This window comes from uncultured Porticoccus sp. (assembly GCF_963975625.1).
Classification (GTDB): domain Bacteria; phylum Pseudomonadota; class Gammaproteobacteria; order Pseudomonadales; family Porticoccaceae; genus Porticoccus.
Window position 1 is genome coordinate 97687 of sequence record NZ_CAXBHS010000012.1, and the last position, 13102, is coordinate 110788.

General features: G+C 53.1%; 12 protein-coding genes and 3 tRNA genes. 4 read left to right on the forward strand and 11 right to left on the reverse strand.

Annotated elements, in window-relative coordinates; all coding sequences use genetic code 11:
- Positions 1 to 181: 181 nt before the first annotated feature.
- The 10 genes from AACZ64_RS11465 to thrS form a co-directional block, all read right to left on the reverse strand.
- Positions 182 to 1123, reverse strand: a complete 942-nt coding sequence (locus AACZ64_RS11465; RefSeq protein WP_293614890.1) for an FRG domain-containing protein — start codon at positions 1121 to 1123, stop codon at positions 182 to 184.
- A 585-nt stretch (positions 1124 to 1708) separates the two neighbouring features.
- Positions 1709 to 1785 (reverse strand) — tRNA-Pro (locus AACZ64_RS11470).
- 51 nt (positions 1786 to 1836) lie between these two features.
- Positions 1837 to 2193: a MerR family transcriptional regulator gene (locus AACZ64_RS11475; RefSeq protein ID WP_293614891.1), complete on the reverse strand. Its 357-nt coding sequence runs from the start codon at positions 2191 to 2193 to the stop codon at positions 1837 to 1839.
- Positions 2174 to 2476, reverse strand: a complete 303-nt coding sequence (ihfA, locus tag AACZ64_RS11480; RefSeq protein WP_036860585.1) for an integration host factor subunit alpha — start codon at positions 2474 to 2476, stop codon at positions 2174 to 2176. Before ihfA ends, AACZ64_RS11475 begins: the two co-directional genes overlap by 20 nt.
- A gap of 7 nt (positions 2477 to 2483) precedes the next feature.
- Positions 2484 to 4865 (reverse strand): phenylalanine--tRNA ligase subunit beta, encoded by a 2382-nt coding sequence (gene pheT, locus AACZ64_RS11485; protein WP_339640121.1) that lies wholly within the window; start codon positions 4863 to 4865, stop codon positions 2484 to 2486.
- Between the two features lie 51 nt (positions 4866 to 4916).
- Positions 4917 to 5930, reverse strand: a complete 1014-nt coding sequence (pheS, locus tag AACZ64_RS11490) for a phenylalanine--tRNA ligase subunit alpha (protein ID WP_293614893.1) — start codon at positions 5928 to 5930, stop codon at positions 4917 to 4919.
- Between the two features lie 113 nt (positions 5931 to 6043).
- Positions 6044 to 6400 carry a 50S ribosomal protein L20 gene (gene rplT / locus AACZ64_RS11495; protein WP_036860588.1) on the reverse strand — a complete coding sequence of 119 codons (357 nt, stop codon included), beginning with the start codon at positions 6398 to 6400 and terminating at the stop codon, positions 6044 to 6046.
- 28 nt (positions 6401 to 6428) lie between these two features.
- Complete coding sequence (gene rpmI / locus AACZ64_RS11500; protein ID WP_036860590.1) at positions 6429 to 6620, reverse strand: 50S ribosomal protein L35; 192 nt, start codon at positions 6618 to 6620, stop codon at positions 6429 to 6431.
- A gap of 123 nt (positions 6621 to 6743) precedes the next feature.
- Positions 6744 to 7286 (reverse strand): translation initiation factor IF-3, encoded by a 543-nt coding sequence (infC, locus tag AACZ64_RS11505; RefSeq protein WP_293614903.1) that lies wholly within the window; start codon positions 7284 to 7286, stop codon positions 6744 to 6746.
- A 23-nt stretch (positions 7287 to 7309) separates the two neighbouring features.
- Positions 7310 to 9226 (reverse strand): threonine--tRNA ligase, encoded by a 1917-nt coding sequence (thrS, locus tag AACZ64_RS11510; protein ID WP_293614894.1) that lies wholly within the window; start codon positions 9224 to 9226, stop codon positions 7310 to 7312.
- A 222-nt stretch (positions 9227 to 9448) separates the two neighbouring features.
- On the opposite strand from thrS, the gene AACZ64_RS11515 reads away from it, so the two are divergent.
- Both AACZ64_RS11515 and AACZ64_RS11520 read left to right on the forward strand, forming a co-directional pair.
- Positions 9449 to 9525, forward strand: a tRNA-Val gene (locus tag AACZ64_RS11515).
- A 298-nt stretch (positions 9526 to 9823) separates the two neighbouring features.
- Complete coding sequence (locus tag AACZ64_RS11520; protein WP_293614895.1) at positions 9824 to 10237, forward strand: hypothetical protein; 414 nt, start codon at positions 9824 to 9826, stop codon at positions 10235 to 10237.
- Positions 10238 to 10264: 27 nt separating this feature from the next.
- Here AACZ64_RS11520 and uvrB read toward each other — a convergent pair whose 3' ends face one another.
- A complete protein-coding gene (gene uvrB, locus AACZ64_RS11525; protein WP_293614896.1) occupies positions 10265 to 12283 on the reverse strand; it encodes an excinuclease ABC subunit UvrB in 2019 nt (672 codons plus the stop codon).
- A gap of 126 nt (positions 12284 to 12409) precedes the next feature.
- On the opposite strand from uvrB, the gene AACZ64_RS11530 reads away from it, so the two are divergent.
- Positions 12410 to 12485, forward strand: a tRNA-Asn gene (locus tag AACZ64_RS11530).
- Between the two features lie 292 nt (positions 12486 to 12777).
- The gene (locus tag AACZ64_RS11535) at positions 12778 to 13026 is read left to right on the forward strand and encodes a hypothetical protein (protein ID WP_293614897.1); all 249 of its coding nucleotides are present in this window, start codon (positions 12778 to 12780) and stop codon (positions 13024 to 13026) included.
- Positions 13027 to 13102 lie beyond the last annotated feature (76 nt).

Consider the following 13102-nt stretch of genomic DNA (forward strand, 5'->3'; position numbering starts at 1 on the left):
GGGTCCTGATCACGGTAACAATGGGCTGCGTAAAGCAGCCCATTTTTTTGTGCAGAAATGAAAAAACAAAACTGAGGTCAGGTACAAATTTCCTGAAAAATCACGCAGGCAATGTCAGTTTAGAGCAGTTAAGAAGTTGTACCTGACCCCATTTATCTGTGTGAACTGCCTTGCATTCCTTTCACCCCTTTGGCCACAAGGCTCGTTTGTAAGCGAGATGCTCCGCTGCATTTTCAAATGACGGCATGACAGTGAGCTTTGAGACATCGAGCCTATAAAGCAAACGCAAAAGGTTATCTGCTTCATCCGCTGGCAATGAAAGCCGAATCAAGGGAGAACGTGTGTATAGTGTTCCCAGGTCCCGCTCATTAGCTACGGCATCCTCGATGCTAGGCCACTTTCCATTTTCAAGGAAATACTGATTGGCATTTTTGATTAGCGTGAAGGCACCACGCTGAGCCCTTAGAAAGTGATTGCCTGCTCTTGGAGCGGAGACATATTTCAGGCTGCTCACTTCGCGAAGAAGCTGTGTGCCGAGACAAATAATTGAGAACTCTGATTGCACTCGGTCAGAACCGGCTAGTGCTGATGCCTGCTCGGCAGCGAAATAAGCTGCTATTAGGGGCGATTCAGTCCAGTCCAAAAGTCTGGTTGGAACACCATAATGTTGTGCCATTGCCATACTTGTCAGAAACTGCGGGGCTGGAAACTCTGAATTCAATTCAATTTCTTGGCCTGAATTCAAATCTTCAAAAATTTTCTGGTGTAGCGCCAAAGAGTTGTAGTCAAGCGGGGTATTAATCCCAACCTTATCAGCTGACTCTAAGAAGAGTTGAACAGCTCTTAGTTCCGCATGAATATGTAGTGCCAAATACTCCCTTCGCTCACTTTCCTCCGGAATCGTCTGGCCAGGTGGTTGAGGCGTGTAATTCTTGAGCACATCAGGCGTGCGATGCGCTGATGGTATAAGAGACCAATCCTTTCGCGCCTGCCCACGAAATAGATACCCTCTTGTGAGTCGCTCACTGACATCAAAAAGGCTTTGGGGAGCCAGAATATTTTCGTCGAGAAAACAATCAATTAGCTCTCTAGCACTTTTGAATGAAATATCCTCGTCAAACATCTGTGTTCCTTGTTCTAGCCCTAACATTTGTATATGGCGCACTCGCGCTTTGCCAAAACTGATATTCGGCACTTTTTGATAACGGATTGATACAGAAAATAAATGGGGTCAGCTACAACTTTTCAAAATAAGCGTGAATATCAACTAGAAGCAGCTTAAGAAAATTGTACCTAACCCGAATTATCACTTGTTATTGAAGCACGACTATTAAAATCCTGCGATCTTGATTGTTAGTGACAGTGATATGGCTTTGAACCTGCATGGCAGCATAGTCCTGGAGGACTATCTTTGCGGCAACCTCCACTGTGAGCTAGAACCGCTGACGAAAAAACTACAATTGAGATGATTAGGAAAAACTTTTTCATGGACGTTCTCCGGTATAGCTATTAGTGAATAACTAAACGTCCATATTTAATGGTACAACAATACCATTTGTGGGTGCTTTTGGTTCCCATTCAAAAAAGACAAAGAAGTCCGGCTAATATTCACCCTGCCTGATCCACAAGCTCCCGCTTGCCGGATGGCACGAACGGGCACAAAAAAGCCGCTCAAGCTAAGCTGTAAGCGGCTAATTTATTTGATTTTTGGTCGGGACGACAGGATTTGAACCTGTGACCACTACACCCCCAGTGTAGTGCGCTACCAGACTGCGCTACGCCCCGAAGAGGAAGGCGCACATAATACCGGATGCACCCCACAATTCAAGAATAAAATCAGGCCTTCAGGACCTGTAACAGGTCTTCCAGCTCGCCGACTGTCTGGTCGATCAGCTGTTTCACCTGCGTGGCCTCTTCCTTGGCATCCTCACCGGTCATGCGCTGACGGGCACCGCCAATGGTAAAACCCTGCTCATAGAGCAATGAACGAATCTGCCGGATCAGGATGACATCCTGGCGCTGATAGTAGCGGCGATTACCACGGCGTTTTACCGGGCTGAGAGTGGGAAACTCCTGCTCCCAGTAACGAAGCACATGGGGTTTGACATCGCAGAGTTCACTGACTTCACCGATGGTAAAGTAACGCTTGCCGGGAATGGCCGGCAACTGATCGTTATTGCTCGGTTCCAGCATAGCTTTCTACTCTCGCTTTAAGTTTTTGTCCGGGTTTGAACGTCACTACTCGTCTGGCAGAAATGGGGATCTCTTCACCGGTTTTTGGATTGCGACCGGGGCGGGTTTTTTTGTCGCGCAGTTCAAAGTTACCAAAGCCTGATAGTTTGACCTGTTCGTTTTTCTCAAGGGCGGTTCGGATCTCTTCAAAAAACGATTCGACGATTTCCTTGGCCTCGCGTTTGTTCAAACCCAGGTCTTCGAAAAGCATTTCTGCAAGGTCGGCTTTGGTAAGTGCTGACATAACTCGCTTAACCCCTGAGACTCGCTGAATGTTGTTCTTTTATGGCGCTGACCACTTGATCCACAGCCACCGTTATTTCTTCTTCGGTAAGAGTGCGCGAACTCTCTCTAAAGGTCAAGCCAACTGCAATACTTTTTCTATTGATTTCAACACCTTTCCCTTGGTAGACGTCAAATATCTTTAAGTCAACGAGGTAACAACCCGCCGCCTCTCGAATGGTTTCACAGAGTGTGCTGGCAGAAAGGTCCCGATCCACAATCACCGCCAGGTCGCGGCGGACTTCCGGGAACCGGCTGACACCCCGAAAAGCGGGCAGCTCACCCTCGACCACAGCACCCAGGGCAAGCTCAAAGACATACACCGGCTGGGATATATCCAGCAGCTTCTGAACACGCGGGTGCAGCAGACCGATATACCCTACCGGCTCACCATTTCGCTCAATGGCGGCACATTGTCCGGGGTGCAGCGCGGGATGTGCAGCAGGCACAAAGCGGTACTGATCAAACACATGGTTCTGCTTGAGGAGCGCTTCCACATCGGATTTGATATCAAAAAAATCCACCAGATCACGCGGGTTTGACCAGCGTTCCGGCAAACGGGTGCCGGTGACGGCACCGGCAATCATGGATTCCTGCTTCACGCCACCCGCTTCGGGCATGAAGCTCAATCCGGACTCAAAAATCCTGACACGGGATTGCTGGCGATTGAGGTTGCGGCGTACGGCCGGTAGCAGACCGGACCAGAGGGTGGTTCTCATCACCGACATATCACTGGCGATGGGGTTGGCCAGTGCGACACCCTCTATGTCTGGAAGCAGGTGTTTCTGGACGTCGGGATCGACAAAACAGTAGGTAATGGCTTCGCGGTAGCCCCGGGCAACCAGCTGCTGGCGCAACAATGACAAACCGGTGCGGGTTTCGCGACAGACTTCAATCGGCAGACTGGCGCTGATCGTAGCGGTCGGCAAGCGGTTGTAGCCGTAGATGCGGGCCACTTCCTCTATCAGGTCCACTTCAATCGCAATATCGAAGCGCCAGCTGGGAACCCTGCAGCGCCAACCGTCTTCATCCTCGGCAAGAATTTCCAGACCGAGACGCTGTAACATGCCGCTAACCAGCCCGGCATCCAGTGACAGACTCAACTGCTGTTGCAGTTTGCGCCGGGTCAGCCTCACCTCCCCGGATCGGGGCAAGTGCGCTTCTGACTCGGCCACAGTTACCGGACCGGCCTGCCCCCCGACAATGTTCAGCAGCAGTGCGGTGGCACGCTCAATCGCAAGAGACTGCAACTGCCAGTCAACGCCGCGCTCGAAGCGGTGGGATGAATCGGTATGGAGCCCGTAATTGCGTGGGCGACCGGCAATCGCCAGCGGATCAAAATAGGCGCTTTCTAGAAAAATATCCCGGGTATCCGCCGTGACAGCAGACAGTTTGCCGCCCATGATTCCGGCGATAGCCAGCGGTTTTTGGTGATCGGCAATCACCAGTGTGTCGTCGTTCAATGTGGCCTTGGAACCGTCCAGCAATTCGAGTGACTCACCCTGCTCCGCCATGCGCACCCGAATACCACCGTCCAGCGTGGCAAGATCAAAGGCGTGCATCGGTTGACCCAGCTCGAGCATCACATAGTTGGTCACATCGACCACCGGGTCGATACTGCGAATACCGCTGCGGCGCAGTTTTTCCTGCAGCCACAGGGGAGACGGGGCAGCCAGATTGACGCCGCGAATCACCCGACCGACATAACGGGGACAGGCAGCGGAGGCGTCCAGTACGACGGGCAAATGGTCGTCGACCGTGGCCGATACCGGATCAAGGGAAGGCCCGGCCACCGCAACCGTATTTAATACGCCCACCTCGCGGGCCAGACCCCGAATACTCAGACAATCGCCGCGATTGGGGGTTAAGTCGACCTCGATCAATTGATCATTGAGGCTCAGATAGTCGCGCAGATCCGCACCCGCTGGCGCATCGGAGGGCAGCTCCCACAACCCGGAACCATCACCGCCCAAACCAATTTCATCCTGACCGCAGAGCATACCGAAGGACTCCACGTCCCGCAGTTTGGCTTTACGTATTTTCATGTCGCCGGGCAACGTGGCACCCACCGTTGCGAAGGGCACTTTCAGACCCTGGCGGGCATTGGGTGCGCCACAAACTACCTGGACCGTTTCACCGGCAGCGCCGGTCACCTGACAGACTCGCAATTTATCGGCATTGGGGTGTGGATCCACCGCGCCAATTTCACCGACCACCACGCCATCGAACGCCGGGGCCACGGCGTCAACCGCATCCACTTCGAGACCCGCCATGGTCAGCTGAGCAACCAACTCTGCCGTGTCAATACTCGGACTAACCCACTCACGCAACCAGGATTCACTGAATTTCATTGCTCACCAAATCAAATTATTTACTTTATATAAATAATGTATCTATTTGTTTTAAAACTGTTTTAGAAACTGAATTTCGTTATCAAAAAACAGGCGAAGGTCATTGACCCCGTAGCGCAGCATCGCCAGCCGCTCGACGCCCATACCGAAGGCAAAACCGGAATATTTCTCGGCATCAATGCCACAATGACCGAACACATTGGGATGCACCATGCCGCAACCCATCACCTCCAGCCACCCGGTATTCTTGCAGATGCGGCAACCGGCACCGCGACAGTTAGTGCACTGGATATCCACCTCGGCAGAGGGTTCAGTAAACGGGAAATAGGACGGGCGGAAGCGCACCGGCAGGTCCGCCTCAAAAAAGGCTTTCAAAAACTGATCGATCGTTCCTCTGAGGTCCGCCATGCTGACATCGCGATCCACCACCAGACCTTCCACCTGATGAAACATCGGGGTGTGGGTCAGATCGGAATCGCAACGGTAGACGCGCCCGGGACAGATAATGCGGATAGGGGGCTCCTGCGTCTTCATGGTACGAATCTGCACCGGCGAGGTATGGGTGCGCAACACGGTATTTTCCGTCACATAAAAAGTGTCGTGCATGGCTCTGGCCGGATGGTGTGATGGAATATTCAGGGCTTCGAAGTTGTGATAATCATCTTCAATCTCGGGGCCCTCTTCCACGCTGTAACCAACCCGGCTGAAGAAAGACTCAATCCGCTCCATGGTATGGGTAATCAGGTGCAGTCCGCCGCTGTCCTCACCGCGACCGGGCAGTGTCACATCCAGTGCTTCGCTGGCCAGCCTGGCCTCCAGATCCGCATTTTCCAGATCAGTGCGATGGCGATTGATCTGACTCTGGAGCTGCTCTTTTACTTCATTAATTTTCGCACCCGCTGCGGGGCGCTCTTCAGCCGAGAGTTTGCCCAACCCTTTTAACAGATCCGTCAGCCTGCCTTTCTTGCCAAGATATTCGACCCGCACCTGATCCAGTGCTGCCAAATCCTGTGCCTGCTCTATGGCCTGCTGCGCCTCACGGGCCAGAAGCTCAAGGGTTTCCATGCTCACAACCTTATCAAGCGGTTCATATCAAAAACAAAAAAGGGAAAGAGCTGCGGCCCTTTCCCCTTTCAATCTGCATTATTTGATGCCGGGAAAACCTCGGCACAAATATATCAAGCCAGGGCAGCCTTCGCCTGTTCTGCGACAGCAGCAAATGCCGCTTTATCGTGAACAGCAAGGTCAGCCAACACACGGCGATCCAGCTCAATATTGGCTTTCTTCAGTCCAGCGATCAGGCGGCTGTAGCTGATACCCTCAGCGCGTGATTGCGCATTGATCCGGGTAATCCACAGAGCGCGGAAGGTACGCTTTTTGACACGGCGGTCACGGTAGGCGTACTGACCTGCCTTGGTGACAGCCTGTTTGGCAACGCGAAATATACGACTGCGAGCACCGTAGTAACCCTTTGCAGCCTTCAGAATTTTCTTGTGGCGACGGTGTGCGACAACACCTCTTTTTACACGTGACATATCAATATCCTCTCAAATAATCGGTTAATCAGGAGCGCAACATACGATCGACCAGGGGCGAATCAGAACCGTTCATGGTGCTGGTGCCACGCAGGTGACGCTTACGCTTCTGCGACATTTTTGTGAGGATGTGACTTCTGTTGGCGTGTTTGTGCTTGTAGCCAGCGCCGGTTTTCTTGAAGCGCTTGGCGGCACCGCTATGTACTTTTGCTTTTGGCATTTTGTGTCTCCGTTTATAGACGGGTTAAATAATGAAGAAGTCACTCCCGGACAGTCTGCCAGGGGCTGCGCGCGGGTAGTGCCCGGTGAATCCTGATATGGCCGGAGGCCAGAGGGGGTCGGGTTACTTCTTCCTGCTTTTCGGGGCGATCACCATGGTGAGTTGCCGCCCTTCCATTTTGGGGAATTGCTCGACAGAACCCAGCTCCTCGAGATCCTGCTCAATACGCTTGAGCATTTCCATACCGAGTTCCTGGTGAGCCATCTCGCGGCCGCGAAACCGGAGGGTTACTTTGGCCTTGTCCCCATTTTCGAGAAACCGGATCAGGTTACGTAACTTGATCTCGTAGTCTCCCACATCCGTTCCCGGACGAAACTTCATTTCCTTGACCTGAGTCTGCTTCTGCTTCTTGCGTTGTGCAGCCTGCTGCTTCTTCACTTCAAACAGCTTCTTGCCGTAGTCCATGACCTTGCAGACGGGCGGCTCGGCGTCCGGAGCGATTTCCACCAGATCCAGACCGGCGGCCAGGGCTGCACTCAGGGCATCTTCAATGCTGACAATGCCAGCCTGTTCGCCATCGGCGTTAACCAGTCGAACCTCGGGGACGTCGATCTCCTCATTCATTCGAGACCGTTTTGCTGCCCCCTTGCCATAATTTTTCTTGATAATTTAATCTCCGACTATTGTCTTTAAATAACGCGACCGCGGCGCTGTACGTCTTCTGCGAGGAGTTCGGCAAAATCTGAAACCTGCATGATGCCCAGATCCTCACCACCTCGCGTGCGCACTGCCACGGTCTGCGTTTCTACTTCCCTATCTCCGATTACCAACAGGTAGGGAATCTTCTGAATTGTGTGCTCGCGGATTTTAAAGCCGATCTTTTCGTTTCTCAAGTCATTTTCCACCCGGAAGCCCTTGTTTTTCAAGGTATCAGCCACCTGATGGACATAATCTGCCTGCGCATCGGTAATATTCATCACCACCGCTTGCTGGGGCGCGAGCCAAACCGGGAAAGCGCCCTCAAAATGTTCGATCAGAATACCGATAAATCGCTCGAATGAACCGAGGATAGCGCGGTGCAACATCACCGGCACCTGGCGGGAGCCGTCTTCGGCCACATACTGGGCATCCAGCCGTCCCGGCATGGAGAAATCCACCTGGATCGTACCGCACTGCCATACCCGTTCGAGGCAGTCCTTCAGAGAGAATTCGATTTTTGGACCGTAGAAAGCGCCCTCTCCCGGCAACAACTCATAATCCAGCCCTTTTGTAGACAGCGCATCCGCCAGCGCCTGCTCCGCTTTATCCCAGACGGCATCACTGCCGACCCGTTGCTCCGGGCGGGTGGAGAGCCGGATAAGCACGTCTTCAAATCCGAAATCCCGATAGACCTGAAACAACAGATCCACAAAGGTTGAGACCTCGTCCTGAATCTGTGCTTCAGCACAGAAGATATGCGCATCGTCCTGGACAAAGCCCCGCACTCGCATCAGGCCCTGCAGGGTACCGGAAGCCTCGTTGCGGTGACAGGAACCGAACTCCGCCAACCGCAACGGCAGATCGCGATAACTTTTCAGGCCCTGATTGAAAACCTGAATATGGCAGGGGCAATTCATCGGCTTTACCGCGTAATCTCGCGATTCGGATTCCACGGTAAACATGTGTTCCCGGAAAATATCCCAGTGACCAGACCGCTCCCAAAGGGACCGATCCACCACCTGGGGCGTCTTGATTTCCCGATAGCCATTGCTGCGCTGCACATCGCGCATGTAGCTCTCAATCTGAGTGTAGATACTCCAACCCTTCGGATGCCAGAACACCATCCCCGGGGCTTCTTCCTGCATATGGAATAGATCGAACTTCTTGGCCAGTTTACGGTGATCGCGCTTTTCCGCCTCTTCCAGCCTGAACAGGTAGGCATTTAATTCCTTCTTGCTCGACCAGGCCGTGCCATAGATGCGCTGCAGCATTTCATTGTTGGAGTCACCTCGCCAGTAGGCCCCGGCCACTTTCATCAACTTGAAGTGTTTGAGCTTTCCCGTTGAGGGCACGTGCGGTCCGCGGCAGAGGTCTTCAAAATCTCCCTGCCTATAGAGAGAAAGTGTCTGGTCCGGGGGAATACTTTCAATGATTTCCGCCTTGTAGGCTTCACCGATGCCGCGGAAATAGGCCACAGCCTCGTCGCGGGACAATTCACGGCGCACCACCGTTGTATCCGCCTGGGCAAGCTCACCCATTTTGCGCTCGATGGCATCGAGATCTTCCGGGGTAAACGGCCGCTCATAGGCAAAGTCATAATAGAAGCCGTTATCAATCACCGGGCCGATGGTGACCTGCGCACCCGGAAATAACTGTTTTACAGCCTGGGCAAGCAGGTGGGCAGTAGAGTGACGAATTACCTCCACACCCTCATCAGACCTTTCGGTGATAATGGCCAGCTCGGCATCTGAGTCAATCAGATAAGACGTATCAACCAGTTCACCGCCGACTTTGCCAGCCAGCGCAGCTTTTGCCAGTCCGGGGCCAATATCGGCGGCCACGTCATGAATAGTCACAGGGTTCGGGTAATCGCGTTGACTGCCGTCAGGGAGGGTTACTACGGGCATGTTCAGATCCTTTCCAGTGGTGGCCCCTACCAAAGGCCACATGGTTTATGCTGCACGGGCAGCGCCAATTCGTGAGCCGGCCATTTTACCGGCTTGACCTGCATAAGCAAGCCGCCTTCAACAGCGGAAAAAGCGGCATAACGCTTGTCAGAGCCCCATAAAGCTTGTCAGAAGAGATGCTCGCTGGTAAATTACGCGCCTTCCTGATCATAGCAAGTCAGCAGGCACGTAGCTCAGTTGGTTAGAGCACCACCTTGACATGGTGGGGGTCGGTGGTTCGAATCCACTCGTGCCTACCAAACAGAAAGCCCATCGGCAACGATGGGCTTTTTTTATCTCTAGACAATAGATAAAAATAAATATAAGTCAATATTTTCAATTTGATAACACAATTACTTAATGCTAATTATTTTATAGTTACTGACTACCACTACGCCCACCAACCAGCTGATCACCCCATACTCCACGCAACGCCACCTATCAACAAAATACCCACAGCCACATACAGACCTGATCCAGTGCGGTAACATGTCAGTATACTTAATACTTGAGCTCCCAAACCGGGAGGCCATCAACTTGACAAAAGGTTTGGTCATTATGAAAAAAGGTATATTCGTTACCTTGTGTGCGTCACTGCTGATGAGCGCCAACCTGTATGCAAACGATAAAGAGCTCCATCTCTGCAGATATGTTCATATCTATCAGATAGCAACCGGCTCAGGTGTCAGTACAGACGGTGGCGACCTGGAAGTAACCATTGATGGCGATAATTTCCGGATTCATGGTGACAACAAAGATGCATCCGGGACCTTTGATCTCAAGATAACAGAACAATCGGGCCGGAGTATCACTGCCAAAAATGAGTCAATGATGTTCATTTTGAAGCCGCTTACCGGTGATTTCATGCTGAATACCGGCATCGGAGAATTCGGATTTAATGTCAACCAGGGGGGCCATAAAGGCCGTCAGATGCGGTACGCCGGCACGTGTGAGCGCGTTAAAAACTTCTGAGGAAAAACCGATGGGCAGTGTTGCCCTTCAGGCAACCCCGTCCGCCAACCGCTTGAGCTGGCCCACTTCGTCCCGTAGTCGGGCCGCCTCCTCGAACTCCAGATTCTTGGCGTGTTCGAACATCTTGTCCTCCAGCGCCGCTATCTGGCGCCACACATCACCGCTGCTGACTATCGGCCTGTCCTTGAGTGACTTATAGGTGGCCTGCGCATCCGCCACCTTGCGCCCCCCTTTACCGGGGATCATTCGGGCCCCTTCCATAATATCCGCCACCGATTTATAGATGCCCTTGGGTGAAATACCCTGGGCAAGATTGTGGGCAATCTGCTTATCCCGACGACGTTCGGTTTCATCCATGGCCCGCTGCATGGAGCCGGTAACCTTGTCCGCGTAGAGAATAGCGCGGCCCGCCACATTTCGCGCCGCCCGGCCAATGGTCTGGATCAGCGATTGCTCGGAGCGCAAAAAACCTTCCTTGTCAGCATCAAAGATAGCCACCAATGCCACCTCCGGCATATCCAGCCCCTCCCGCAACAAATTGATACCCACCAGCACATCAAACTCACCGAGCCGCAGGTCTCGGATAATTTCTACCCGCTCCACCGTTTCAATATCCGAGTGCAGGTAGCGCACGCGCACCCCGTGTTCCGCCAGATACTCGGTGAGGTCCTCCGCCATACGCTTGGTCAGCACGGTAATCAGCACGCGCTCTTCATTGGCCACACAGCGGTTGATCTCGGAAAGTACATCATCCACCTGGGACGTTGCCGGACGAACCTCGATCAAAGGATCCACCAGTCCTGTGGGTCTGACCACCTGCTCCACCACCTGCCCCGCTTTTTCCGCTTCATACTTTGCAGGGGTGGCGGAGACAAAGATCATCTGTGGCGCCAATCGCTCCCATTCATCAAACCGCATCGGGCGGTTATCCAGCGCCGAGGGCAACCGGAAACCATATTCCACCAGGGTTTCCTTTCGCGAGCGATCACCCCGGTACATACCGCCCAACTGGGGAATCGTCACGTGGGACTCATCAATCACCATCAGGGCATCTGCGGGCAGGTAATCGTAAAGCGTGGGTGGGGCTTCACCGGGTTCCCGGCCCGAGAGATAGCGCGAGTAATTTTCAATGCCGGTGCAGTAGCCAAGTTCCTGCATCATTTCCAGGTCGTAGCGGGTGCGCTCGTGCAGGCGTTGCTCCTCTACCAGCTTGCTCACTGAACGCAACTGCTCCAGTCGCTCGGCCAGCTCGGTTTTAATGTGTTCCATCGCGTCAAGTATGGTCTGGCGCGGTGTCACATAATGGGATTTCGGGTATACGGTGACACGGGGCACCCGACCAAACACCTCGCCGGTCAGCGGGTCGAACATCGACAGGTTTTCCACTTCATCGTCAAATAACTCGACCCGGACGGCTTCGCTGTCCGAATCCGCTGGATAAATATCAATCACATCACCCCGCACCCGATAGGTCGCGCGCTGAAATACAGCATCGTTTCGAGTGTACTGCAACTCGGCGAGGCGTCGCAGGATAGCGCGCTGATCCACCCGGTCGCCACGCACCAGATGCAGGACCATCTTCAGGTAGGACTCAGGATCACCCAAACCGTAAATTGCCGACACGGTCGCGACGACAATCACATCCTTGCGCTCCATCAGTGCTTTGGTAGCCGACAGACGCATCTGCTCGATATGCTGATTGATTGAGGCGTCCTTCTCGATAAATGTATCCGATGAAGGCACATACGCCTCGGGCTGATAGTAATCGTAGTAGGAGACAAAATACTCCACCGCATTGTCGGGAAAAAAGTCCCGAAGTTCGCCGTAGAGCTGAGCTGCCAGCGTTTTATTGTGCGCCAACACAATGGTGGGACGCTGTACCCGGCTAATCACATTGGCAATGGTAAATGTCTTGCCCGAACCGGTGACCCCCAGCAGCGTCTGTGCCGCCAGCCCCGCTTCAAGCCCGGCCACCAGTTTCTCAATCGCTGCGGGCTGGTCGCCCGCTGGCTGGTAGGGGCTCTTGACCGTAAAGGGTTTTGACACGTTTGAATCGCTCCGAATCAGTGCAGAAAACCGCGTATTATACGCCAGAAAAGGCCCCGGCGGCGCGGCCCCGGCAGGGGTTGACTACCCCAAAATCGATCTATAAGATACGCGCCTCTTGACCGTTCCGCCTTAGCTCAGTTGGTAGAGCAAATGACTGTTAATCATTGGGTCGCTGGTTCGAGCCCAGCAGGCGGAGCCATATAAATTAAAGGGTTGCAGAAATGCAGCCCTTTTTTATTGCTTCAATTTATTAACCTGCCACCATTGTGCAACCGTTTATCTGTTCTTCATATGACTACCCTGACCACCCTCTTCGCTCTTCAACCATAATTAACCTCTTTTGACAGCCGACAATATCCGGTCAAGAAAGCGTAATGGTGTATTGCTATCCGACTTGGTCGGTCTTATCTACAATGAAAGCTCAAAGCAAGACATCGATACGTTTGGCGCGGTTACAAAATGCAGCCCAGAACAACTGACGAGGGAATACTATGGACAAGCCGAAAGTACCGGAGCAATCGAGAGCGGTGTTATCGACGACAGCTGGGCAGGAGCTAACGCGGCAAATGCTGTCGGGTAAACCCCTGACGGACGAAGCGAAAAAATCACTGGCACAATTGCGCCCGAATCAAGGGCCAGCCAAGGAAGTCAGCCCACTGCTGAGGGCATGGTTCAGCCCGGAGGAGCTAGAGTCGGAACCGAAATTTTCGATCAGAGGCTGGCGCAATGAGCCGCATTAGAGAATTTTTCCGGCGCCTGAATCGTAAGCTTCCCCAATAGCTGGACAGGTAATAAGTAGAGCTTTCTGGAATAATA